Annotated in this window: 25 protein-coding genes and 1 other RNA gene; 14 read left to right on the top strand and 12 right to left on the bottom strand. The window is 64.7% G+C overall.

Features of this window, described 5'->3' with window-relative positions; translation table 11 throughout:
* Positions 1-152 precede the first annotated feature (152 nt).
* Positions 153-557 (bottom strand): peptide-methionine (R)-S-oxide reductase MsrB, encoded by a 405-nt coding sequence (msrB, locus tag GGR00_RS19540; RefSeq protein WP_055974415.1) that lies wholly within the window; start codon positions 555-557, stop codon positions 153-155.
* A gap of 99 nt (positions 558-656) precedes the next feature.
* Positions 657-1,847 carry a vWA domain-containing protein gene (locus tag GGR00_RS19535; RefSeq protein WP_184700477.1) on the bottom strand — a complete coding sequence of 397 codons (1,191 nt, stop codon included), beginning with the start codon at positions 1,845-1,847 and terminating at the stop codon, positions 657-659.
* 226 nt (positions 1,848-2,073) lie between these two features.
* Between GGR00_RS19535 and GGR00_RS19530 the strand changes: the two genes are divergently transcribed.
* On the top strand, positions 2,074-3,159 hold the full coding sequence (locus GGR00_RS19530; RefSeq protein WP_184700475.1) for a glycoside hydrolase family 25 protein: 1,086 nt from the start codon (positions 2,074-2,076) through the stop codon (positions 3,157-3,159).
* 27 nt (positions 3,160-3,186) lie between these two features.
* Here GGR00_RS19530 and GGR00_RS19525 read toward each other — a convergent pair whose 3' ends face one another.
* Both GGR00_RS19525 and GGR00_RS19520 read right to left on the bottom strand, forming a co-directional pair.
* Positions 3,187-3,633 carry a GNAT family N-acetyltransferase gene (locus GGR00_RS19525; protein ID WP_184700473.1) on the bottom strand — a complete coding sequence of 149 codons (447 nt, stop codon included), beginning with the start codon at positions 3,631-3,633 and terminating at the stop codon, positions 3,187-3,189.
* Positions 3,634-3,946: 313 nt separating this feature from the next.
* Positions 3,947-4,786, bottom strand: coding sequence for an AAA family ATPase (locus GGR00_RS19520; protein ID WP_184700471.1), 840 nt, complete (start codon positions 4,784-4,786; stop codon positions 3,947-3,949).
* 138 nt (positions 4,787-4,924) lie between these two features.
* On the opposite strand from GGR00_RS19520, the gene ssrS reads away from it, so the two are divergent.
* The 5 genes from ssrS to GGR00_RS19495 all read left to right on the top strand — a co-directional run bounded on the left by ssrS (position 4,925) and on the right by GGR00_RS19495 (position 8,488).
* A non-coding RNA gene (gene ssrS, locus GGR00_RS19515) (6S RNA) lies at positions 4,925-5,081 on the top strand.
* 121 nt (positions 5,082-5,202) lie between these two features.
* The gene (locus GGR00_RS19510) at positions 5,203-5,790 is read left to right on the top strand and encodes a 5-formyltetrahydrofolate cyclo-ligase (protein WP_055974428.1); all 588 of its coding nucleotides are present in this window, start codon (positions 5,203-5,205) and stop codon (positions 5,788-5,790) included.
* Between the two features lie 8 nt (positions 5,791-5,798).
* On the top strand, positions 5,799-6,623 hold the full coding sequence (locus GGR00_RS19505) for a TIGR00282 family metallophosphoesterase (protein ID WP_184700469.1): 825 nt from the start codon (positions 5,799-5,801) through the stop codon (positions 6,621-6,623).
* A gap of 173 nt (positions 6,624-6,796) precedes the next feature.
* Positions 6,797-7,558: a TerC family protein gene (locus GGR00_RS19500; protein ID WP_055974434.1), complete on the top strand. Its 762-nt coding sequence runs from the start codon at positions 6,797-6,799 to the stop codon at positions 7,556-7,558.
* A 219-nt stretch (positions 7,559-7,777) separates the two neighbouring features.
* Positions 7,778-8,488, top strand: a complete 711-nt coding sequence (locus GGR00_RS19495; RefSeq protein WP_184700467.1) for a DNA helicase — start codon at positions 7,778-7,780, stop codon at positions 8,486-8,488.
* A gap of 53 nt (positions 8,489-8,541) precedes the next feature.
* Here the strand turns inward: GGR00_RS19495 and GGR00_RS19490 are convergent, their stop codons facing one another.
* Positions 8,542-8,904 carry a hypothetical protein gene (locus tag GGR00_RS19490; protein ID WP_184700465.1) on the bottom strand — a complete coding sequence of 121 codons (363 nt, stop codon included), beginning with the start codon at positions 8,902-8,904 and terminating at the stop codon, positions 8,542-8,544.
* 11 nt (positions 8,905-8,915) lie between these two features.
* A complete protein-coding gene (locus GGR00_RS19485) occupies positions 8,916-9,401 on the bottom strand; it encodes an SRPBCC domain-containing protein (RefSeq protein ID WP_184700463.1) in 486 nt (161 codons plus the stop codon).
* 50 nt (positions 9,402-9,451) lie between these two features.
* Here GGR00_RS19485 and GGR00_RS19480 point away from each other — a divergent pair, with 50 nt between their 5' ends.
* Entirely contained in the window at positions 9,452-9,775 is a 324-nt protein-coding gene (locus GGR00_RS19480; RefSeq protein ID WP_055974445.1) for an ArsR/SmtB family transcription factor, read from the top strand.
* Between the two features lie 33 nt (positions 9,776-9,808).
* On the opposite strand, the gene GGR00_RS19475 is transcribed toward GGR00_RS19480, so the two are convergent.
* Entirely contained in the window at positions 9,809-10,153 is a 345-nt protein-coding gene (locus tag GGR00_RS19475) for a winged helix-turn-helix transcriptional regulator (RefSeq protein ID WP_055974448.1), read from the bottom strand.
* A gap of 129 nt (positions 10,154-10,282) precedes the next feature.
* Between GGR00_RS19475 and GGR00_RS19470 the strand changes: the two genes are divergently transcribed.
* Entirely contained in the window at positions 10,283-10,987 is a 705-nt protein-coding gene (locus GGR00_RS19470) for a glutathione S-transferase family protein (protein ID WP_184700461.1), read from the top strand.
* A gap of 270 nt (positions 10,988-11,257) precedes the next feature.
* A complete protein-coding gene (locus tag GGR00_RS19465; RefSeq protein ID WP_184700460.1) occupies positions 11,258-12,622 on the top strand; it encodes a GGDEF domain-containing protein in 1,365 nt (454 codons plus the stop codon).
* A gap of 6 nt (positions 12,623-12,628) precedes the next feature.
* Here the strand turns inward: GGR00_RS19465 and GGR00_RS19460 are convergent, their stop codons facing one another.
* Complete coding sequence (locus GGR00_RS19460; RefSeq protein WP_055974457.1) at positions 12,629-13,435, bottom strand: MBL fold metallo-hydrolase; 807 nt, start codon at positions 13,433-13,435, stop codon at positions 12,629-12,631.
* 166 nt (positions 13,436-13,601) lie between these two features.
* Between GGR00_RS19460 and GGR00_RS19455 the strand changes: the two genes are divergently transcribed.
* The 3 genes from GGR00_RS19455 (at position 13,602) to GGR00_RS19445 (ending at position 16,022) form a co-directional block, all read left to right on the top strand.
* Positions 13,602-14,351 (top strand): YebC/PmpR family DNA-binding transcriptional regulator, encoded by a 750-nt coding sequence (locus tag GGR00_RS19455; RefSeq protein WP_184700458.1) that lies wholly within the window; start codon positions 13,602-13,604, stop codon positions 14,349-14,351.
* A 155-nt stretch (positions 14,352-14,506) separates the two neighbouring features.
* Positions 14,507-14,818 (top strand): Rdx family protein, encoded by a 312-nt coding sequence (locus GGR00_RS19450; protein WP_184700457.1) that lies wholly within the window; start codon positions 14,507-14,509, stop codon positions 14,816-14,818.
* Positions 14,819-14,948: 130 nt separating this feature from the next.
* Positions 14,949-16,022, top strand: a complete 1,074-nt coding sequence (locus GGR00_RS19445; protein WP_184700455.1) for a D-alanine--D-alanine ligase family protein — start codon at positions 14,949-14,951, stop codon at positions 16,020-16,022.
* A gap of 34 nt (positions 16,023-16,056) precedes the next feature.
* Here GGR00_RS19445 and GGR00_RS19440 read toward each other — a convergent pair whose 3' ends face one another.
* The gene (locus GGR00_RS19440) at positions 16,057-16,545 is read right to left on the bottom strand and encodes an anthrone oxygenase family protein (protein WP_184700453.1); all 489 of its coding nucleotides are present in this window, start codon (positions 16,543-16,545) and stop codon (positions 16,057-16,059) included.
* Positions 16,542-17,387 carry an NAD(P)H-binding protein gene (locus tag GGR00_RS19435; protein WP_377864937.1) on the bottom strand — a complete coding sequence of 282 codons (846 nt, stop codon included), beginning with the start codon at positions 17,385-17,387 and terminating at the stop codon, positions 16,542-16,544. Before GGR00_RS19435 ends, GGR00_RS19440 begins: the two co-directional genes overlap by 4 nt.
* 99 nt (positions 17,388-17,486) lie before the next feature.
* On the opposite strand from GGR00_RS19435, the gene GGR00_RS19430 reads away from it, so the two are divergent.
* A complete protein-coding gene (locus tag GGR00_RS19430) occupies positions 17,487-18,113 on the top strand; it encodes a TetR/AcrR family transcriptional regulator (protein WP_184700450.1) in 627 nt (208 codons plus the stop codon).
* A gap of 151 nt (positions 18,114-18,264) precedes the next feature.
* Here GGR00_RS19430 and GGR00_RS19425 read toward each other — a convergent pair whose 3' ends face one another.
* The gene (locus GGR00_RS19425) at positions 18,265-19,020 is read right to left on the bottom strand and encodes a prolyl oligopeptidase family serine peptidase (protein WP_184700484.1); all 756 of its coding nucleotides are present in this window, start codon (positions 19,018-19,020) and stop codon (positions 18,265-18,267) included.
* 404 nt (positions 19,021-19,424) lie between these two features.
* Complete coding sequence (rpmE, locus tag GGR00_RS19420; RefSeq protein ID WP_055975420.1) at positions 19,425-19,646, bottom strand: 50S ribosomal protein L31; 222 nt, start codon at positions 19,644-19,646, stop codon at positions 19,425-19,427.
* Positions 19,647-19,834: 188 nt separating this feature from the next.
* Between rpmE and GGR00_RS19415 the strand changes: the two genes are divergently transcribed.
* Positions 19,835-21,640 (top strand): ABC transporter transmembrane domain-containing protein, encoded by a 1,806-nt coding sequence (locus tag GGR00_RS19415; protein ID WP_184700448.1) that lies wholly within the window; start codon positions 19,835-19,837, stop codon positions 21,638-21,640.
* The last annotated feature ends 3 nt before the right edge of the window (positions 21,641-21,643 follow it).

The following is a 21,643-nucleotide window of genomic DNA, read 5'->3' as shown; positions in this document are numbered from 1 at the left end:
TCATCAGATGCTGGCCTCCACCCAGCCAGCATCTTGAATCACAAACCACCTTCTTTGGGAATCCTACGATTCGCTCAAGATAGGAAACGCTCTAGTGCCCTGCGCGTCCCTCTGGACGCGCAGCTGCCATTTTCGGGCCGATGCGAGAGCGATCAGGCCGACGGCTCGAAGTTCAGCGCCACGCCATTGATGCAGTAGCGCAAGCCGGTCGGCGGCGGACCGTCGGGAAAGACGTGGCCGAGATGGCTGCCGCAATTGGCGCAATGTACCTCGGTGCGCGTCATGCCGTAGCTGCGGTCGACGGTGTTTTCGACCGAACCCTCGACCGGATCGTTGAAGCTCGGCCAGCCGGTGCCGCTCTCGAACTTGAGCTTGGATTCGAACAAGGGCTGATCGCAGCCGGCGCAGGTGAATGTACCGGCGCGTTTCTCATGCAGAAGGGCGCAGCTGCCCGGCCGCTCGGTGCCGTGGTGGCGCATCACCTGGTATTGCTCGGGCGTCAACATCGCGCGCCACTCGGCGTCGGTGCGGGTGACGGGGTAGGTCTTGGCGTCCATTCAGGGGTCTCCCGGACTTGTTCTTGTTGTTCGTGGTCTTCGCATAGATAGTTACGGAAGGTGCTGCCTGACAGGGCATCACTTCGCGGTGAACGGCACTCAATGCTTCCGCGACAGCTGCCTGGTTGCCGCCTCGAGCCCGGCCAGCGTCAGCGGGTACATGCGGCTGGCAAAGATCTCCGAGATCATCTTGATCGAACTGGTGTAGCCCCAGTGCTTTTCCTGCGTCGGGTTGATCCAGACGGCGTTGGGCCACTGGTCGAGCACGCGGCGCAGCCACACCGCGCCCGGCTCGGGGTTCCAGTGCTCGACCGAGCCGCCGGCATAGGCGATCTCGTAGGGGCTCATCGAGGCGTCGCCGACGAAGATGACCTTGTAGTCGTGGCCGTATTTGTGAAGCACGTCGAGCGTCGGCAAAACCTCGGCATGGCGGCGACGGTTGTCCTTCCACACGCCTTCGTAGAGGCAGTTGTGGAAGTAGAAATATTCGAGCTGGCGGAATTCGACCCTGGCTGCCGAAAACAGCTCCTCGACCACCTTGATGTGGTCGTCCATCGATCCGCCGACGTCGAAGAACATCAGCAGCTTGACGGCGTTGCGCCGCTCGGGCCGGGTCTTGACGTCGAGATAGCCGTGGTCGGCGGTGGCGTGAATGGTGCCCGGCAGGTCGAGCTCTTCCTCGGCGCCCTCGCGCACCCAGCGGCGCAGGCGCTTGAGCGCCACCTTGATGTTGCGCGTGCCGAGCTCGACGGAATCGTCGAAATTCCTGAATTCGCGCTTGTCCCACACCTTCACCGCGCGGCGATGGCGGCTCGTTTCCTGGCCGATGCGCACGCCCTCGGGATTGTAGCCATAGGCGCCGAAGGGCGACGTGCCGGCGGTGCCGATCCACTTGGACCCGCCCTGGTGACGACCCTTCTGCTCTTCCAGCCGCTGCTTCAGCGTCTCCATCAGCTTCTCGAAGCCGCCGAGCGCCTCGACCAGCTTCTTCTCCTCGTCGCTCAGCGTCTTTTCGGCCAGCCGGCGCAGCCATTCCTCGGGAATGTCGGCGACATCGACGCCGCCCTCGCCCGAGATCGCCTCGACGCCCTTGAAGTAGTGCGAAAAAACCCGGTCGAAGCGGTCGATGTGGCGCTCGTCCTTCACCAGAGCCGCGCGAGCCAGGTAATAAAAACCCTCGACGTCATAGCTGACGAGGTCGGCGTCGAGCGCCTCGAGCAGCGCCAGATACTCCCGCAGCGACACCGGAACCTTGGCCGCCTTGAGTTCGAGGAAGAAGGGTATGAACATGGCGGGCACTTTGCTTCCGCGCGAGCCGGCAGGCAAGCCCATCAAGGCCGCGTCCAAGTGGCGCGAGCCAAGGTTCGAGTTTCGGCAAGGTTGCAACACCCAGAATCTAATTAAAGTAAAAATCTGATTCAGTCTTTTTTGGTAATTTCCCGTTAGCAATTGAAACCAGTGGGGAAGCGGGGGCGAGTCTGCCTCCGATCCGAGTTGTTCTTGCGTACGGGTACCTATGCGTTTCTCAGCGGCGTCAGCGATCGTTCTCGCCAGCCTGGCCCTTGCCGGCTGCACCTCGAGCATGGGGCTCAGCGACATCATGTCGTCTGGCCCGTCAAAGGAGACGACCGCTTCGGTCGCTCGCCCGGCGAGCCCGGTACCACAGGCGGACATCGCCGCGGCCGCGCCTTCCGTGCCGGTCCAGCAGGCCATGTCGGCCCCGATCCCGCAGGCCGGCATCCTGGTGGCGCCGCCCATGCCGGCGCAGATGGTGACCGAAGAGCCGGTGCAGGTGGCGATGGCAGCACCGCGGATCGAACTCGACAGCGTCCCGACACCCGACACCAAGCCGATCGCGCTGATCGCCCCGTCCAACCCGATGAAGGCCACGCCCTTCGCGCCCGGCCAGATCTATGGCCGCCGCTTCCGCGACGCCAAGCCGATCAATTTCGGCAAGGCGGCCTCGCCCAGGAATTTTGCCGTCCACGGCGTCGACGTCTCGCGCTGGCAGGGCGAGATCGACTGGCCGAAGCTGCGCACGCAGGGCGCCAACTTCGCCTACATCAAGGCAACCGACGGCGGCGACCATCTCGATCCGATGTTCAGGAAGAACTGGCGCGCCGCCGAGGCCGCCGGCCTGAGGCGCGGCGCCTACCATTTCTTCTACTGGTGCCGCACCGCCGGCGAGCAGGCCGACTGGTTCATCCGCAACGTGCCCAAGGTTGCCGGGGCGCTGCCGCCGGTCATCGACGTCGAGTACAATGGCGAATCGAGCTGCAAGCGCCGGCTGTCGCGTGCAAAGACGATCGAGAAGATGCAGGTCTTCATGGACAAGCTGGAGCGCCACTACGGCCAGCGTCCGATCATCTACACCGCGCCCGATTTCTACCGCGACAATCTCAGGGGCGAGTTCCTGGACTACCCGTTCTGGCTGCGCGCCGTGGCCGAGCCGCCGTCCAAGGTCTATCCCGGCCGCAAGTGGGTGTTCTGGCAGTATTCGGGCTCGGGCCTGTCGCACGGCGTCGACGGCAAGATCGACCTCAACGTGTTCCGTGGCACCGAGGCCCAGTGGCATCAATGGGTGGCAAGGTCGGCGGGCTGACCGGCCCGCGCCCCGGCGTCCGACCGCTTAGAGCAGGTCGTATTCGATGAAGCCCGTCCGGCGGGCGACGCGGTCGTAGAGCTTGCGCGCCGTGGCATTGGTCTCGTGGGTCATCCAGTAGACATTGGTGACGCCGAGCTTGCCGGCTTCCTGCTTCACCGCTTCGATCAGGGCCGCACCCACGCCCTTGCCGCGCGCTGCCGGGTCGGCGAACAAATCCTGCAGGTAGCAATTGTTGGCCTCGGACCAGCCGGAGCGGTGGTAGAGGTAATGCGTCAGCCCGACCGCCTTGCCGTCGACGAGGGCAATCAGCCCCTTGGGCTCGAACTCGCCGTCGGTGAACAGGCGTTTCCAGGCCAGCTCGTAGATGCTCTCGGGCAGCACGGTGTTGTAGAAATCGAGATAGGCCGTCCACAGCCGGCGCCATTCGGCATGGTCGGCTAGCTGAAGCGGGCGGATGGTGATGTCGGTCATGGCATGGCCTTCCGTGGATGAACTGGATGCGCGGCAAACTGCCTGAGTGGAACTGCGGGGCCAACGGTCCACAGGGTGGGAATGGATTGGCCGGGGGTGGCGCGAGCCGGCAAGGTTGTGCTCCGGCGAGTACCCCCACCCCTAACCCCTCCCCACAAGGGGGAGGGGAATCGCGAGGCGCGTCTCGCCCAAACCTCACTCCACCACCCGGTGCCGACCCGACGACCCTGTGTCGGAGGGCGCCAATCTAGTCTCCCTCCCCCTTGTGGGGAGGGGTCAGGGGTGGGGGTGCCTGCAACGCAAGACTTTCAGATCACCCCTGCCGTCTGGCCATGAACGCCAGCCGCTCGAACAGGTGCACGTCCTGCTCGTTCTTGAGCAGGGCGCCATGCAGCTTGGGCAGCGCGTTCCTGGGGTCGGCGCGCAAATCTTCCGGCGCGACGTCGTCGGCGACCAGCAGGCGGATCCAGTCGAGCGCTTCCGACGTCGACGGCTTCTTCTTCAGCCCCGCGACGTCGCGGATCTCGTAGAACTGGGTCAGGGCCGCGCGCACCAGGTTCTGCTTGATGCCGGGATAGTGGACCTCGACGATCTTGTGCAGCGTGTCGACGTCGGGGAAGCGGATGTAGTGGAAGAAGCAGCGCCGCAGGAAGGCGTCGGGCAGTTCTTTCTCGTTGTTGGAGGTGATGATGACGATCGGGCGCACCTTGGCGGCTATCGTCTCGCCGGTCTCGTAGACGAAGAACTCCATGCGATCGAGTTCCTGCAGCAGGTCGTTGGGAAACTCGATGTCGGCCTTGTCGATCTCATCGATCAGGAGCACGACCTTCCTGTCGGCGGCGAAGGCGTCCCACAGCTTGCCGCGCTTGATGTAGTTCTTGATGTCGTTGAAGCGGCCGTCGCCGAGTTGGCTGTCGCGCAGGCGCGACACTGCATCATATTCGTAGAGGCCCTGCTGCGCCTTGGTGGTGGACTTGACGTTCCACTCGATCATCTCGAGGCCGAGGCCGGCCGCCACCTGGCGCGCAAGCTCGGTCTTGCCGGTGCCCGGCTCGCCCTTGACCAAAAGCGGCCGCTCCAGCGCGATCGCCGCATTGACCGCCACCATCAGATCCTTGTCGGCGACATAGGCCGACGTTCCTTCAAACCGCATGCGAAGCTCCAATCTTTCGCCGGAGACACTAGGGAGGTGCGGGCGGTGGGGCAAGCGCAGCATCCCGCCTCGCAAATATCATTGCGCCGGCGGCGCATGGCCATGGCGCATCGCCGCCACAGCGCCTATATTGGCGGGGACGGTCTGCGCCTCGCGGCAGGAGAGCAATATTCCCCGGGGCCTTAACGATCCTTAGGGAGCTGTCCCTGGGAGGACCCGTGGGTTCTTCCATACGGCGCCCACCTACTTTGTAGGTCTCCGGGATCGACTTCTTCACCGGTTGCGTGGATCGTCACCCTCCCCATCCAGATAGAACCTGCCTACCCAGGCCCGAAAAGCGGCGACTTGTGCGTTGCCGTGGCCGCAGCCGGTGTGCCAAACACCTGTGACGACAGGAGAATGGGGCGACCACCGGCATGACTTCCCACCGCGAGATCAAGAAGCAGTTGCGCAAGGAAGCGCTGGCCCGCCGCGACAGGCTCGACGAGTTCTGGCGCATCGAGGCTTCGCTGGAGATGGCCGAGACCGCCCGCGACAACATCCGGTTCGAGCCCGGCACGATCGTTTCCGGCTTCTGGCCGATGCGCTCGGAGGTCGACGTGCGGCCAATGATGTTTGCGCTGCGCGAGCATGGCGCGCGGCTCTGCCTGCCGGCGATCCTCGACAAGCACACCATCGTCTTCCGCGAACTCGTGCGCGGTGCGCCGATGGTTGACATGGGCTTTGGCACGGTCGGGCCGCATGCGGAGGCCGAGGTGCTCGACCCCAGCATCATGCTGGTGCCGCTGGCCGCCTTCGACGGGCGCGGCCACCGCATCGGCTATGGCGCGGGATATTACGACCGGGCCATCGCCAAGCTGCAGGACAAGGGCATCGAGCCGAGGCTGATCGGCATCGCCTTCGACTGCCAGCAGGTCGAGCGCGTTCCCGACGAGAACCACGACGTCATCATCCCCGAAATACTGACCGAAAGCGGGTTGCGCAGATTCGTCTCTGAATTGTAGATGATTTCATGAGACTTCTTTTTCTGGGCGACATGGTTGGCAAGGCGGGCCGCACGGCGGTGTGGGAGCAATTGCCCGGCCTGATTTCGGATTTCCGGCTCGATTTCGTCATCGTCAACGGCGAGAACGCCGCCGGCGGCTTCGGCATCACCGAGGAAATCTTCCGCGAAACCATCAATGCCGGCGCCGACGTCGTGACCACCGGAAACCACGTCTGGGACCAGCGCGAGGCGCTGGCCTTTGCGCCGCGCGAGGACCGCTTCCTGCGCCCGGCGAACTTTCCCAAGGGCACGCCTGGCCGCGGCTCGGGCCTCTACATCGCCAAGAACGGCGCCCGCGTGCTGGTGTCGAACATCATGGGCCGGGTGTTCATGCATCCCGAGCTCGACGATCCGTTTCAGGCCGGCGAGCGCGAACTGTCCGCCTGTCCGCTTGGCGAGCAGGCCGATGCGGTGGTGGTCGACTTCCATGCCGAGGCGACCAGCGAGAAGATGTGCTTCGCCCATTTCGTCGACGGCCGCGCCAGCCTCGTCGTCGGCACGCACACGCACCAGCCGACCGCCGACCACCAGATCCTCAACGGCGGCACCGCCTACCTGACCGACGCCGGTATGTGCGGCGACTACGACTCCTCGCTCGGCATGGACAAGGAGGAGCCGCTCAACCGCTTCCTCTCCAAGGTGCCGAAGGGTCGCTTCGAGGCTGCCAACGGCCCGGCCACCATCTGCGGCGTCGGCGTCGACATTTCCGACCGCACCGGCCTGGCCGAGCGGATCGCGCCGCTGCGCCGCGGTCCCCGTCTCGAAGAAACCGTTCCTTCCTTCTGGTCCTGACATTGACGAGGGGCCGGTGGATGCATACTTGCCCGCAACAAGTCAGCAAATGTTAGAGCGGCCTTTGCGCGGCCAGGTGGCACGCGCAACGGCCGCTCCAACAATTTTCAGTTGCGCGAGAGCGGCCCACCAGCCGCTCGATTGACATTTAGAAGAACAACGGGGACACGCAGATGATCGAATTCCTGGCGCCATATTTCGCCTTCGTCAACGACCCCACCGCCTGGGTGGCGCTGTTGACCCTGATTGCGCTCGAGGTCGTGCTCGGCATCGACAACCTGATCTTCATCTCGATCCTGACCAACAAATTGCCGGTACACCAGCGCGCCAAGGCGCGGCGGCTCGGCATCGGCGCGGCACTGATCATGCGGCTGGTGCTGCTGGCCACGATTTCCTTCATCGTCGCGCTGACGGCGCCGGTGTTCAGCGCCTTCGGCCACGGCTTCTCCTGGCGCGACCTGATCCTGATCGCCGGCGGCCTGTTCCTGGTGTGGAAGGCGACCAAGGAAATCCACCACTCGGTCGATCCCGAAGACCACAAGGACGAGATGGTGTCGCGGACGCTGCAGCTGTCGATGGGTGCCGCGATCTTCCAGATCCTGGTGCTCGACCTGGTGTTCTCGATCGACTCGATCATCACCGCCGTCGGCATGACCGACGAGATCGGTATCATGTACATCGCCGTGATCGTGGCCGTGACGGTGATGCTGCTGGCGGCGACCCCGCTCGCCACCTTCATCGAGAAGAACCCGACCATCGTCATGCTGGCGCTGGGCTTCCTGCTGATGATCGGCATGACGCTGATCGCCGACGGCTTCGGCTACCATGTGCCCAAGGGCTACATCTATGCCGCCATGGGCTTCTCGGCGCTGGTCGAGGGCCTCAACATGCTGCAGCGGAATCGCCGCAGGCAACAGAACGCCGAAAAGCACTGACACCAAGCCAAACGGCGGGCCAAAAGCCCGCCGTTTTCGTTCCGCGCCAATTTCAGGCCACTGGATTCTGGGCTATGATCTGATTCTGGCGCAGCCCACGCCTCCCCCCTCCATCGGGAAAGTACAGTTCGTGCAGGGTGTCTCGATTTCCGAGCCAACTGTTCGAGCGCTTGCATAAGGAGGGGTTGCGACGACTGCTCGCGATAGGAGGTTCGCCGGATGAAACTTTCCGCACCCATACCCATGCTGAAGCGCAGGGCCAGGCTTCTCGCCAGGACCGGCCATATGCCATTGCACCAGGCACTCGACCGCGTAGCGGCCGAGGAAGGCTTTGGCGCATGGAGCCTGCTCGCCGCAACGTCGGCGGCGACGCGGCCGGCAGGCAAGCTGTTCGCGCGGCTCTCACCCGGCGACCTCGTTCTGCTCGGCGCGCGGCCGGGCCAGGGCAAGACGCTGATGGGGCTCGAGCTTGCCGTCGAGGCGATGAAGGCCGGCCGGCGCAGCAGCTTCTTCACGCTGGAATATACGGAAAAGGAGGTGCTGGACCGTTTTCGCGCCATCGGCGCCGACAGCGCGCAGCTCGGCGACCTGTTCGACCTCGACAGTTCCGATGCCATCAGCGCCGGGCATATCGCCAGGCGCATGGCGTCATCGCCGCGCGGAACCGTCGTTGTGGTCGACTACCTGCAACTGCTCGACCAGAAGCGCGAGAACCCCTCACTGATGGATCAGGTGCGCACGCTGAGATCGCTGGCGCGCGACAGGGGACTGATCGTCGTCATGATCTCGCAGATCGACCGCTCCTATGATCCGTCGACGAAGTCGGTGCCGGACCTGGACGATGTCAGGCTGCCCAATCCGCTCGACCTCAAGCTGTTCGACAAGGCGTGCTTCCTGAGCAACGGCGAGATGCGGTTTCACACGGCCTGACGAGATCGGGCGGCGACGGGCAATCCCCGCCGCCCGAGACGCTGCCGCCATGCTCACCAGGCGTCGGGTTCGCGCACCATGTGCACGATGTTGGCCGGGTTCATGATCCAGCCGCCGCGGAAGCTGTCGCCCAGCGGCTCGATCGGGTCGCAGCGCACCGCGCCCGCATCGCCGAGTTGCCTGAGCGTGCCGGCAAAATCGGGCGTGAACAGTTCCAGCCAGACCTCGGCCTGGCTCATGGTCGGCGCCTCGTCGATCCACAGCTGGTTGGGGCCAAGCTTGAAGCCGACGGCCGGCGCCTTCTCCGGGATGCCCTCCAGGCCGACCACGTCGTGGTAAAAGGCAATCGTCGCCTGGTATTGATGGCTTGGCACCTTCATGGCGATGTTGATGCCGCCTTCGATCCTTGCACCCATTGTCTGGCTCCTCATTTTCGTTCGCTGGTCGTCGGCAGTTCGCCGCGCATCTCAGAGGGATAAAAGCCCTCGCGCAGGTTGATGCCGTATTCGAGCCAGGCCTTCATCGCCGACAGCATCTCGGCCCAGCCCTCGCAATTGCCGTAGGACGCCTTGCGGCCGACCTGATCCTCGACCCAGCCCGATTCGCCGATGGTGACAAAGGTCGAGCCTTCCTCCAGCACCTCGAAGCCCATCTCGATCCTGGTCTTGTAGGCCGGCTGGCCCTCGGCCACCTCGGCGTCCCAGCGCAACACGATGCGCTTGTCTTGCTCGATCTCCTCGACCTCGACCGGCACCGAGCCCCACCAGGTGACCGTCGTGCCGGCGACCAGCGGTGCGCTGGCGCCGCGGATGGTGGTGAAATAGGCACTGAGCTTCGTCGGATTGACGACCGCGTCGAACACCTCATGGACGGGCTTGGCTATGCGCCCCGAAACCTTGAAACCAAGGGACATTATGATCTCCTCTGCTTGCATCTGGCGATAATGTGTTATAAAAACATAACATGTCAACCGATTCGAAAGACGATAATGTTTTCAAGGCCCTGGCTCATCCTCGCCGGCGCCTGATGCTCGATTGCCTGAAGGATGGGCCGCTTACCACGGGCACGCTGTGCGAACGCTTCGACGACATGGACCGCTGCACCGTGATGCAGCATCTAAAGGTTCTGGAGGAGGCGGAACTGGTGGTGGCGCGGCGCGAGGGGCGCGAGCGCTGGAACCACCTCAATTCGATGCCGATCAAGCTGATCCACGACCGTTGGATCAGCGGATATGCCGGCCACGCAATGAGCATTCTCGACCGGCTGAAGCAGAACCTCGAAGGTTGAGGCGTTCCTCAGCCTTGCAAGGGATGCCGCAAGCTAGGCAACCTTCGCCTTGCGCGCCTCGATGGCGGCGCCATGCGCCTTGCCCCAGTTGGCGAGCGGAACGAGGGCATCGTCGAGCGATTGCCCGAGCGACGTCGCCGAGTATTCGACCCGCGGCGGCACTTCGTGAAAAACCTCGCGGTGGACCAGACCATCGGCCTCCATTTCGCGCAGCTGCTGGATCAGCATCTTCTCGCTGATATCGGGCACCAGGCGCTTCAACTCGCCGAAACGGCGCGGTTCGGTGTGCACGAGCCACAGGATCAGCGCCTTCCATTTGCCGCCGATGACCTGGAATGCGGGGCCGAGGCCGCAACTCTCTGGCTGCGTCTTTGCCATGGAATTCCTCAATTCTTACTTTGAAGTCAGTACCTTACAAAATTGTAGGTACTTGTTGGAATGAAAGCAATGCATAGGTTCTGCGGCACGCCGCGAATGCTTCGCGGCCCGATTTCGAAAGGACGAGAAATGGAACCTGTGCTCTTTTACGGCGTGCCCCACGGCTGCTCCTTCGGCTCGATCGTGGCCCTCGAATGGCTCGGCCAGCCCTACCGCCTGCACCGCATCGACATGCTGTCGAAACGCTCCGAAGGCTTTGCCAGGGTGAGCCCGCTCGGCCAGACACCGGCGATGATCGCACCGGACGGCAAGCCGCTGACCGAAAGCCTGGCAATCCTGCACAACATCGCCGCCCGCGGCCTCGACAAGGGGCTGGGCTTCGCCCAGGGCACCAGGGAGTTCGACGACCTCAACTGGATGCTCTCCTACCTGCACACGACCCTGCATTCGGACCTCGGCTATGGCTGGAACGCCTACAAGCTGGACGAGGACGACCATGCCGGCAAGGCGTTCCTGCGCCGCCTCGCCCGCGAAAAGTCGGCCGAAGCCTATGCCTATCTGCAAGGCGTGCTCGAAGGTCGGGAGTGGCTGGCCGGCAACACCAAGACGGTGGCCGACGCCTACTTCATCGGCATCGCGCGCTGGGGCGAGGACCTCGGCCTGTTCGACATCGCCAGGGACTTCCCCGGCATCCACAGGCACATGGCCAGGCTCGAGGCCGATCCGGCGGTGATCTTTGCCCACGCCATCGAGGACGAGACGCCGCATCGATCCTCCGGCGGCTTCTGCGGGCAACTGACCGCGCAGGATCTGGACGCACGACTGGCGGCCTGACCTTGCCTTGGAGACGCTCCCCACAAATCCCATCGGGGAGCGTCCCTGCTTTGGACGCAAGTGGAGCCGGCACAGCCGGGCACGGCGAACGCCCAAACCTGCAGACTCCGATATTCAACATTCCTCATATGCGTTAAGGCGTTTTGAACCCCTTGCTGCAACCATAGGCAACAAGGGACGTCGGCAACACGTATATAGGGTCCTATGTCTGCAACTGAGGCCAAAAGCCGGCTCGCCGCTCCGAACGCGGCGCAGCGGATACCCGGCATATTGATTGTCGGTGGCGTGGTGTTCGCCGCAGCGCTGTTTGGGATCCTCACGCGGCCGGTAGGCTTTCTAGCCAGCTTCTGGCCAGCCAACGCCATCCTGCTCGGGCTGATGGTGCACAATCCCCGCTATGCCGGCCCGGCCGGCTGGGCGGCCGCCTTCGTCGGCTATGTCATGGCGGACATGCTGACCGGTGGCGGCTGGTACATCACGGCGTGGCTGACCGCGGCGAACATGTCTTCCGCCATCACGGGCTATCTGCTGTTCCGCCTCGTCAGCGACGACGACAGGAAGCTGCAGCGTCCTGTCTCGGTGCTCTACCTCTTCGGCATCTGCTGCATGGCAGCCGTGGCCGCCGCATTTGTGGGCGGCGGGGCGGCGGGCCTGTTGTTCGACCGCACCTTCGCGGTGGGCTTCAAGCTGTGGTTCGTCACCGAACTGGTCAACACCCTGGTGATCCTGCCGGCCATACTGACATTTCCCGGCATTCGGGCGCTCTCCCTCCGCTGGCCTTCCGACGGCCTGTCGCTGGAAACGATGTTGCATTGCGCGCCATGCCTTGCCCTGATCCTGTCGGTCGCCGCAGGCGTCCTGATCGGCGGTCCAGGCGCGCTGGCGTTCCCGATCCCCGCCCTGCTGTGGTGCGCGCTCACCTACAGCCTGTTCACCACTTCGGTGATGACCCTGCTGTTGTGCATCTGGCTGCTGATCTCGATTCCCGCCGGGCTCGTCGATCTCGCGGCACCGGCGGACCCGATCCGCTCGCTCGACTCGATCCGCCTCGGCATCGCGCTGATGGCGCTCGGGCCGCTGACGGTGGCGAGCATCAATTCCGGGCGCAGGGACCTGATCGCCAGGCTGCAGCACACCGCCAACTACGATGCGCTGACGGGCGCACTGGCGCGCGGCGCCTTCTTCGAGCGCGGGCAAACACGGCTCGACGAACTCATCCAGGGCCACGGCAACATCGCCGTGCTGATGATCGACCTCGACCACTTCAAGCGCATCAACGACGAGCATGGCCACGGCGTCGGCGACGCCGCGCTGAAAGCGTTCTTCCCGCAGGCGGCGAAGAACCTGCGTGCCGGCGACCTGTTCGGGCGATTGGGCGGCGAGGAATTTGCCGTGCTGATGCCCTCGGCGGACATGATCGAGGCGGCGGCGCTGGCCGAGCGCATCCGGCTTGCGGTCGAGGCCACCAAGCTGTCCCTGCCCTCCGGCGAAGCGCTGGAGTTCACGGTGAGCATCGGCGTCTCGGCGCACCGGGCAGACTTCGGCACCTCCATCGATGCGATGCTGGCAGCCGCCGACCAGGCGCTCTACGAAGCCAAGGCCGGCGGACGCAACCAGGTCCGCATCCGCAACTGAAAGCCCTCAGACGCCTTCGAGAACGATGATCGTTGGGCGCGCCGGCAGCGACCTCAGCGAGACCTTGAGCGAGCGGCTGGGGCGGAACTCGACGGCGAACCCATCGCCCATCATGCCGGTGAACTCGCCGATGTCGGTGGAATGGCGGTGCATCGGCAGGATCATCGAGGAATAGAGCCGGGTGGTGATCTCGGTCATCGCGTCGATCGACAGCGTCATGCCGCCGTCGATCGGCACCATCACCACGTCGAGCCGCCCGATGGCGCCATAGTGCGCATCCTCCAGCCGGTGGTGCAGGTGGCCGAGATGGCCGATGCACAGACCGGCGACCTCGAAGATGAAGATCGAATTGCCATCGCGTTCCATCTCGTCGAAGCGGCGGATGTCGGTCGGCACGTTGCGGACATAGACGTCGTCAACCACCAGCGCATGCCTGGCCGGGCCTCCGTCTGGGTTCCAGCCGCGCAACACGTGTTCGACGCCCTTGTCGGGGAAATCGGTGTAATGCGTACGATGCGCCTTGTTCATGGTGACGATGCGCGGCAGCGGGTTCGAGCCGTAGAGGCCGCTGTAGTCGGTGGCGATGCGCACGCCGCCCGGCGTCTCGATGACATAGGTCGAGTGGCCGGCATAGGTGATGGTGACGTCGCCGTCGACGAATGTCTGCGCCGGGGTGAAGCTGGCATAGCTGGCCCTGGGCAGCGCCTGGGCAATGGCCATGCATTTGCTGGGCACCGGATCTTCGGCGGCAGCGGCAGGCCGGGCGAGCGCAAACAAGGCGAGCAGGCAGGCGGCGAACAGGCGAAGGGGCATGGCTCTCTCGTGCGTTCGGGGCGTGGCCGCACTATCTCAGCCGAGGCAGACGGCGCGTAGTCACGTTTTCGCGAGTGCCGGAAAGCCCTGATGTCTGGACGTATTGAGCCGATTTATCTATAACGCGGCCCATTCAAACACTGCCGAAGCGACAAACAGGGGTCCCATGGCCGGCCATTCACAGTTCAAGAACATCATGCACCGCAAGGGCCGCCAGGACGCGGTGCGGTCGAAGATGTTCTCCAAGCTCGCGCGCGAAATCACCGTTGCCGCAAAGACCGGCGTGCCCGACCCGACGATGAACCCGCGCCTGCGCCTGGCGGTCCAGAACGCCAAGGCCGTGTCGATGCCCAAGGACAACATCGCGCGCGCCATCTCCAAGGCCTCGATGGGCGACGCCGAGAACTACGAAGAAGTGCGCTACGAGGGTTATGGCCCAGGCGGCGTTGCGCTTATCGTCGAGGCGCTGACCGACAACCGCAACCGCACCGCCTCCAACGTCCGCGCCGCCTTCACCAAATCCGGCGGCGCCATGGGCGAAACCGGCTCGGTGTCGTTCATGTGGGACCGCGTCGGCGAGATCGTCTACGCCGCCAAGGCCGGCGACGCCGACAAGGTCATGGACGCCGCGATCGAAGCCGGCGCCGACGACGTGCAGTCGGACGAGGACGGCCACACCATCACCTGCGCTTTCGAAAACCTCGGCGAAGTGTCGAAGGCGCTCGAGAGCTCGCTCGGCGACGCCGAGTCGGTGAAGATCGTCTGGAAGCCGCAGAACAACATCCCCGTCGACGAGGACCGCGCCCAGTCGCTGATGAAGCTCGTCGGCACGCTGGAAGACGACGACGACGTCCAGAACGTCTACGCCAACTTCGAAGTCGACGAAGCGACGCTGGCCAAGCTCAGCGCGGCGTAAGCAACATTGCCTTTTCGCGGCGGGTCGACTTTCGCCGCGAATGGCTCGCCTCCGAGATGGAGGCCGACACCAGCAAGCCACCGCTGCTCCTCGCCGGCCGGGCCGACAGGAGCGCGCAGCAAGCCAGAGAACAACCTTCGGTCTCGGAGCTGCTCATGACCAACGACACCCTTCCCCAGATCCGCATCACCTATTGCACCCAGTGCATGTGGCTTCTCCGCGCCGGCTGGATGGCGCAGGAGCTGCTCTCGACCTTCGGGCAGGAGCTCGGCGAGGTCACGCTGGTGCCGGGCACCGGCGGTACCTTTACCGTCACCTGCAACGGCGAGCTGGTCTGGGACCGCAAGCGCGACGGCGGCTTCCCCGACGCGGCGCAGCTCAAGCAGCTGGTGCGCGACCTGATCGACCCCGAGCGCGATCTCGGCCATTCCGACCGCAAGGGCCACAAGGCCAAGGACCCGGCTTGAACGACCCGGCAGAAACCGGGCCGGCCGAGGGACAGCGCCACAGATAAGTTCCATTTGCTACGCAACCAGGCAGGGGGCCGCGCCGCGTGGTGCGTTTTGCCCGGAAATTCACAGGGACGGGACAGCATTCATGACCACCAGACCGCGCATTGCAGTTCTTTTCGGCGGACGTTCCTCCGAGCACGACGTTTCCATCATGTCCGCAAGCAACGTGGTCAAGGCGATCGACGCCTCCAGCTTCGAAGTCGTGCCCATCGGCGTCGGCCGCGACGGCCGCTGGTTCCTGGCCGAACTCGGCGAGGGCGGCGCCCTGCCCGCCGTGCCGCAAGGCGGCACCGAGGTGGCGCTGGTGCCCGGCGGCAAAGGCCGGCTTGTCGCGCTGCCCAGGGGCGAAGCGCCGTTCGAGCTGCCAGCCGTCGACGTGCTGTTTCCAGTGCTGCACGGCCCTTTCGGCGAGGACGGCGCGGTCCAGGGGCTCGCCGAGGTGGCCGACATTGCCTATGTCGGCTCCGGCGTGCTCGGCTCGGCCAACGCCATGGACAAGGACACGGCCAAGCGGCTGATGAAGGAGGCCGGGCTGCCGGTGGCACGCGGATTGACCGTGCATGTCGGCCAGGTGCCGAGCTTCGAGGCAGTGAAGGCCGTGCTCGGGCTGCCGGTCTTCGTCAAGCCAGCGCGCCAGGGCTCGTCGGTCGGTGTCAGCAAGGCCGAGACGGCCGCGCAGCTGGAGAAGGCGCTGGCCGAGGCCTTCAAATACGACCGCAAGGTGCTGATCGAGGAGTTCGTCGACGGCCGCGAGGTCGAGTTCGCCGTGCTCGAGGCACCTGATGGCTCGATCTCGGTATCCGTACCGGGCGAGATCGTGCCGGCCGCGAGCCACGGCTTCTACACCTACGAGGCCAAGTACATCGACGCCGATGGCGCAGCACTGCGCATCCCCGCGGAGCTGCCGGAGGGTGCCACTGCCGAGCTGCAGCAGATCGCTCGCGGCGCCTTCCTGGCGCTGGGCTGCGAAAGCATGGCGCGCGTCGACTTTTTCGTGAAGGCGGACGGCTCGGCGCTGGTCAACGAGGTCAACACCATCCCCGGCTTCACCAACATCAGCATGTATCCGAAGACGATGGCGGCGTCGGGCGTCGCCTATCCCGATCTCGTCGGCAGGTTGATCGCGCACGCCGTGGCACGCTGGAAGCGCCAGGCTTGAGGCAAAGAGGCCGGGGCTGACCCGGCCTTTTCTGTCAGGCCGCCCGCGCGAAGGCCATGGCGAAGGATGCCAGCGACACCAGGCAGGCGACAGTGCGGACGTGGTTCCACGGCAGCCATTCCTGGAGGTAGCGTGTCCACAGGGCGGCACCTTCGGCACTTGCCGGATCGACGGCGGCGAGCGCGTCGTTGAGCGGCACGTTGAAGACCATCGTCACCAGGAAGCAGCCCAGGAGATAGGCAACGCCGCCGGCGAGCAGCCAGGCCGAGCCCGCCTCGGTCCAGCCGATGATCGCCTTGGCGCCAAGCGCCAGGGACAGCGCGACCATTCCCATGAACACCGTCATGAACAGCGGGTTGATGATGGTGACGTTGATGGACTGCATGGCGGCGATGCCTTGCGCCGCCGGCAACCTGGCGAACGAGGCCATGATCGTGTTGGAGAAGATGAAGAACAGGCCGGCGGCAACGCCGCTGCCCAGCACGGCGGCAAAGGTGAGAGCCGAAAACAGCATGCCGGTCATTTCGCGCCTCCCCAGACACCCGATGCGGCAGCGGCCCGGGCGTAGTCGCGAAAATCGCGGGCCGGGCGGCCAAGCGCCCGCTGGACCCCGTCGCATACATGTTCGTTGCGGCCGTCGAGCACCTCGGTGAACAGCATCATCAGGAGCGCCACGAGATCCGGCGGCAGCCCTCCCGCGGCCAGTCCGGTGGCGAAGTCGGTTGCCGTGATTTCGGTGAAGCGGACGCTCCTCCCGCTGGCTGCGGCAATCTCGGCCACGGCGTCGCCAAAGCTGAGCAGGCGCGGACCGGTAAGCTCGTAGAGCTGGCCGATGTGGCGGTCGTCGGTGAAGGCGGCGACTGCGGCATCGGCGATGTCGTCGGCATCGATGAAGGGCTCGCGCACCGCACCGACCGGCAGTGCGACCTCGCCTGCCAGCACCGCGTCGAGCATGAAGCTTTCGCTGAAATTCTGCATGAACCAGCTGCAGCGCAGCACGGTCCAGTCGGCACCGGCGCGCTTGACCATGTCCTCCGCCCGCTGCGCTTCGGGTTCGCCGCGGCCGGACAGGAGCACCAGCCGCTTCACGCCCATGGCGACGGCGAGGTCGGCGAATGCGCCCACGGTCGCTGCAGCGCCCGGCGCGGCGAGGTCGGGATAATAGGACACATAGACGGCGGCAGCCCCTTCGAGCGCTCTGCCCCAGGTGGCGCGGTTCTCCCAGTCGAAAGCCGGGCTGCCTATGCGCGATGCAATGCGGACAGCAAGACCTTGCCCCGAAAGCTGGTCGGCGATCCGTCGGCCGGTCTTGCCGGTACCGCCGAGGATCAGAATGGGCCTGGTGGTCTGTTGGAACGTGTTCACTTGGGCCTCCTCTACAAACATGAGAAATCCTCACATTTGCAAATGTGATAAACCCTCATATTATTGCGGTCAAGCGGATTCGCATTCGGACGGAAAGCCATGGACGCGACGGAAGACACAACCAGCCAGGCGCTGCGCCGCGCTCCGAGCCAGAAACGCAGCCAGGAGCGCGTCGAACGCATGTTGCAGGCGGCAAGCGCCCTGATCTCGGAGGGCGGCAGCGACGCGATGCGCATGGGCGAAGTGGCCGAACGCGCCGGCGTGTCGATCGGTTCGCTCTATCAGTACTTTCCCGACAAGGGCGCCATCATCCGCACGCTGGCCGAGCGCTACAACGCCGAAGGCCGCGCCTGCATCGCCGAAGGGTTGGCCGACGTGCGCGACATGGGCGGGCTTGTCGAGGCCTTCGGCGGGCTGATCGACACCTATTACGGCATCTTCCTCGCCGAACCGGTGATGCGCGACATCTGGTCGGGCACCCAGGCGGACAAGGCGCTGCGCGACATCGATGTCAGGGACAGCCGCGCCAACGGCGCCCTTCTGGCAGAGGCGTGGCAGCGGGTGATGCCCGGCGCGGATGTTGGCGCAATCGAGCGCAAGGCCTTCCTGATCATGTCGCTCGGAGAATCGGCGATGCGGCTGGCGATTTCGGTCGAGCGAGCGGAGGGCGACGCGCTGGTGGCCGACTACAAGGCGATGGCGCTGCGGGAGATCGCGGCGGTTTAGAGCGTCCTTTGTGCGTCCGAACAGACGCACAAAGGACGCTCTAAGTCTTTGACTCTGCGCATCATGCTTTCCAAAAATCGATCCCGATTCTCGGGCCGATGCGCTATCCGGGCGACGCCGACGGCCACAGTCGGCCCGGAGCGACCATAACTCAGTGGAGCGTTACGGCTGGCCTAAGTATCCGAGTTAAGAAGTCCCGGAGGATTGGCGTGACTTGGTCACGGGGAAGGCGGTGGCCCCCTTCGAGTGTGTGAAGCGTGACTGGCACACCTGCCTGTTCAAGCGCCTTTGAAAATCGTTCCGCTTGATCGACGGATGCGCGATCATCGTACTTACCATGTAGAATTAGGGTTTCCGCTTCAACGCGGTGCGAATGATGGAGTGCGGAGCGATCCGAAAAGGCCTGGTTCGTAGTGCCTGCCTCTGTCTGAATGGCCTGTTGCAAGCCCCTCGGACTGCGTTCGTAGGCTTCTCGCAGATCGTAAACGCCCCCTGTCAGGATTAGCGCCCTTAGCCCTTGGACTTTGGTGGCCACCATGGCGGATGCCACAGCCCCTCGACTGTTTCCATAAAGAACTATGCGTTCGGGATCGACCGACGGCTGCTGCTTCAGAAACTCCAAGGTGGCTACAATCGCTTGCTGAGTAGTCGGGCCGCAGAAATCGGCGGGACCGTCTGATGCACCAAAACCCGGTTGCGAGACTGCAGCCGCCGTGACACCGAGACGGGATGAGAAGCGAACCAGAGACCCGTCATCGACAGCCTCTTTTCCGCCTAAGAGAAGTCCACCCTGGTTGCCATGGACGAACAGTATCGCTCCATTCTTGGCCGCAGAGGGTCGAGACTGGAACAGTTCGACGCGAGCGCCATCGCCTCGATCAATGATATGTTGAGTTACCGCCAAGATGACCCCGCCCTCCTCGAACTTACAGGTGAGAATACGGGCGGGCACATTCCAGTCAATGTACGGTGTTCGCGCTTCCAGAGGAAACACAATGACGGTTCAGGCGCAAGGCTGCCACGATCGCGAACATCGTCAGCGTCATTACCGGAATTTTGGCTGGAGTTTCTATTCTAATTCGAATGCGTAAGACGGTATTGGTGGTGTTCGCTACCTAATATAGGGCAATTGGTGCTCCTCGCATCTTACGGCGAACTGGCAATATACAGGCAGACTGCCCCACCTTTTTCCCTCGCCACAAAGGGAGGGAGGGCATCGGCGCCATGCCCGTCTTCATGCAGACGCCCGACGCGTAACAAAAAAACCCGCCACGAGGGCGGGTTTTTCGTATTCCGTGACGCAGGGTCGGCTTAGATGCCGAGGCCTTCGTAGCGCTTCTTGAACTTCGACAGACGGCCGCCGCGGTCGAGCAGGGTCTGCTGGCCGCCGGTCCAGGCCGGGTGCGTGGTCGGGTCGATATCGAGGTTCATCGTATCGCCTTCCTTGCCCCAGGTGGAGCGGGTCATGTATTCGGTGCCATCGGTCATGACGATCTTGATGGCGTGGTAGTCGGGATGGATATCGGCTTTCATCGCTCTGTTCCTGCTGTCGCGGCGCGGCTTGCGCAGGTATCCTGCGGCGATGCGCCTCTTTCGAAAATTCGAAGCCACGGCTAGATAGGCCACGGCTTCAGAAACGGTCGGCGTGCCTATACATCAGCCGATTTCGAATCACAAGGCCGCGCAGCCGGCAAATGGGCCGCCGCCCAGAGGGAAATATCATGGCGAACACGACAACGGCCGCCAACGAAGAGCGCCGGCGTTCGCTCCGCCCGCTGAGCCGGCTTTCGCCCTATCTCTACCGCTATCCCAGGCTCGTCGTCGGCGCCATCATTTCGCTGGTTGCGGCCGCCGTCACCACGCTGACCCTGCCGCTCGCCGTGCGCCGCATGATCGACCACGGCTTCTCGTCGACCGACACGACCTTCATCGCCCAGTATTTCGGCATGCTGGTGGCCATCGCCGCCCTGCTCGCCCTCGCCTCGGCCTGCCGCTACTATTTCGTCATCACGCTCGGCGAGCGCGTCGTCTCCGACATCCGGCGCGACGTCTTCACCCACGTCACCCACCTGTCGCCCGCCTTCTTCGACACGGCGATGTCGGGCGAGATCGTGTCGCGGCTCACCGCCGACACCACCCAGATCAAGGCTGCCGTCGGCGCCACCGCCTCGGTTGCGTTGCGCAACCTGATCCTCTTCTTGGGCGCACTCGCCATGATGGTGGTGACCAGCCCGAAGCTTTCGGGCCTGGTGATCGCCGCCATCCCGCTGATCGTGCTGCCGCTCGTCGCCTTCGGCCGCTCCGTGCGCCGCAAGTCGCGCACCGCGCAGGACACGCTGGCCGACGCCACCGCCTTTGCCAGCGAGCAGATCGGCGCGATCCGCACGCTGCAGGCCTTCACCAACGAACGCCTCGTCACCGGAAAGTTCGCCGCCGCGGTCGAGACCGCCTTCACCGCAGCCCGCGCCTCGGTGCTGGCGCGCGCGGTGCTGACCTTCTTTGCCATCTTCACCATCTTCGCCTCGGTCGTGGCAGTGTTGTGGTTCGGCTCGCGCGACGTGCTCGAGGGCACGCTGTCGGCGGGCACGCTCGGCCAGTTCCTGCTCTACTCGGTCTTCGCCGCCGGCGCGCTGGGCAGCCTGTCGGAAGTGTGGGGCGAGTTGAGCTCGGCCGCGGGTGCCGCCGAGCGCATCACCGAAATCCTCGCGGAGACCCCGACCGTCGCCGCGCCGGCCTCGCCTGTCGCCCTGCCCGCAAAGAGCACCGGCGCCATCGAGTTCCGCGACGTGACCTTCTCCTACCCGGTCAGGCCCGATCGCGCCGCCGTCCATGGCCTAAGCTTTACCGTCAGGCCGGGCGAAACGGTCGCCATCGTCGGGCCATCGGGCGCCGGCAAGAGCACGGTGTTTTCGCTGCTGCTGCGTTTCTACGACCCGGAAGACGGCTCGGTGCTGATCGACGGCGTCGACCTCCAGAAGGCCGACCCCGAGGCGGTGCGCGCGCGCATCGCCATCGTGCCGCAGGACGTGACCGTGTTCGCCAGCACGGCGGCCGAAAACATCGGCTTCGGCCGGCCGGGGGCATCGCGGACGGAGATCGAAGCCGCGGCCAAGGCGGCCCTTGCCGACGGCTTCATTGAAAAGCTGCAGGACGGCTACGAAACGCAGGTCGGCGAACGCGGCGTGACCCTCTCGGGCGGCCAGCGCCAGCGCATCGCCATCGCCCGCGCCATCCTGCGCGACGCCCCGATCCTGCTGCTCGACGAGGCGACCTCGGCGCTTGACGCCGACAGCGAAAAGCAGGTGCAGACGGCACTCGAACACCTGATGCAGGGCCGCACCACCATCGTCATCGCCCACCGGCTGGCGACGGTGCTGAAGGCCGACCGCATCCTGGTCATGGATGGCGGCAGCATCGTCGAGGAAGGCACGCACCAGAGCCTGGTCGCCAAGGGCGGCATCTATGCGCGCCTTGCCAGGCTGCAGTTCGACACCGGCGCCGGCGCCTTCCAGGGCGCGGCGGAGTAGTTC

Source organism: Aminobacter aganoensis, from assembly GCF_014206975.1.
Taxonomy (GTDB): Bacteria; Pseudomonadota; Alphaproteobacteria; order Rhizobiales; family Rhizobiaceae; genus Aminobacter; species Aminobacter aganoensis.
The sequence above is the reverse complement of the archived record's forward strand: the minus strand, read 5'-3'. Positions and strand labels throughout refer to the sequence as shown.

Coding starts and splice junctions, on each gene's coding strand:
- GGR00_RS19450 (WP_184700457.1), top strand. CDS start 14,507: ATGACCAACGACACCCTTCCCCAGATCCGCATCACCTATTGCACCCAG.
- GGR00_RS19490 (WP_184700465.1), bottom strand. CDS start 8,904: ATGGGTGCAAGGATCGAAGGCGGCATCAACATCGCCATGAAGGTGCCA.
- GGR00_RS19495 (WP_184700467.1), top strand. CDS start 7,778: ATGAAACTTTCCGCACCCATACCCATGCTGAAGCGCAGGGCCAGGCTT.
- GGR00_RS19520 (WP_184700471.1), bottom strand. CDS start 4,786: ATGCGGTTTGAAGGAACGTCGGCCTATGTCGCCGACAAGGATCTGATG.
- GGR00_RS19510 (WP_055974428.1), top strand. CDS start 5,203: ATGACTTCCCACCGCGAGATCAAGAAGCAGTTGCGCAAGGAAGCGCTG.
- GGR00_RS19485 (WP_184700463.1), bottom strand. CDS start 9,401: ATGTCCCTTGGTTTCAAGGTTTCGGGGCGCATAGCCAAGCCCGTCCAT.
- GGR00_RS19500 (WP_055974434.1), top strand. CDS start 6,797: ATGATCGAATTCCTGGCGCCATATTTCGCCTTCGTCAACGACCCCACC.
- GGR00_RS19430 (WP_184700450.1), top strand. CDS start 17,487: ATGGACGCGACGGAAGACACAACCAGCCAGGCGCTGCGCCGCGCTCCG.
- GGR00_RS19445 (WP_184700455.1), top strand. CDS start 14,949: ATGACCACCAGACCGCGCATTGCAGTTCTTTTCGGCGGACGTTCCTCC.
- GGR00_RS19455 (WP_184700458.1), top strand. CDS start 13,602: ATGGCCGGCCATTCACAGTTCAAGAACATCATGCACCGCAAGGGCCGC.
- GGR00_RS19505 (WP_184700469.1), top strand. CDS start 5,799: ATGAGACTTCTTTTTCTGGGCGACATGGTTGGCAAGGCGGGCCGCACG.
- msrB (WP_055974415.1), bottom strand. CDS start 557: ATGGACGCCAAGACCTACCCCGTCACCCGCACCGACGCCGAGTGGCGC.
- rpmE (WP_055975420.1), bottom strand. CDS start 19,646: ATGAAAGCCGATATCCATCCCGACTACCACGCCATCAAGATCGTCATG.
- GGR00_RS19535 (WP_184700477.1), bottom strand. CDS start 1,847: ATGTTCATACCCTTCTTCCTCGAACTCAAGGCGGCCAAGGTTCCGGTG.
- GGR00_RS19460 (WP_055974457.1), bottom strand. CDS start 13,435: ATGCCCCTTCGCCTGTTCGCCGCCTGCCTGCTCGCCTTGTTTGCGCTC.
- GGR00_RS19475 (WP_055974448.1), bottom strand. CDS start 10,153: ATGGCAAAGACGCAGCCAGAGAGTTGCGGCCTCGGCCCCGCATTCCAG.
- GGR00_RS19480 (WP_055974445.1), top strand. CDS start 9,452: ATGTCAACCGATTCGAAAGACGATAATGTTTTCAAGGCCCTGGCTCAT.
- GGR00_RS19530 (WP_184700475.1), top strand. CDS start 2,074: ATGCGTTTCTCAGCGGCGTCAGCGATCGTTCTCGCCAGCCTGGCCCTT.
- GGR00_RS19470 (WP_184700461.1), top strand. CDS start 10,283: ATGGAACCTGTGCTCTTTTACGGCGTGCCCCACGGCTGCTCCTTCGGC.
- GGR00_RS19525 (WP_184700473.1), bottom strand. CDS start 3,633: ATGACCGACATCACCATCCGCCCGCTTCAGCTAGCCGACCATGCCGAA.
- GGR00_RS19415 (WP_184700448.1), top strand. CDS start 19,835: ATGGCGAACACGACAACGGCCGCCAACGAAGAGCGCCGGCGTTCGCTC.
- GGR00_RS19440 (WP_184700453.1), bottom strand. CDS start 16,545: ATGACCGGCATGCTGTTTTCGGCTCTCACCTTTGCCGCCGTGCTGGGC.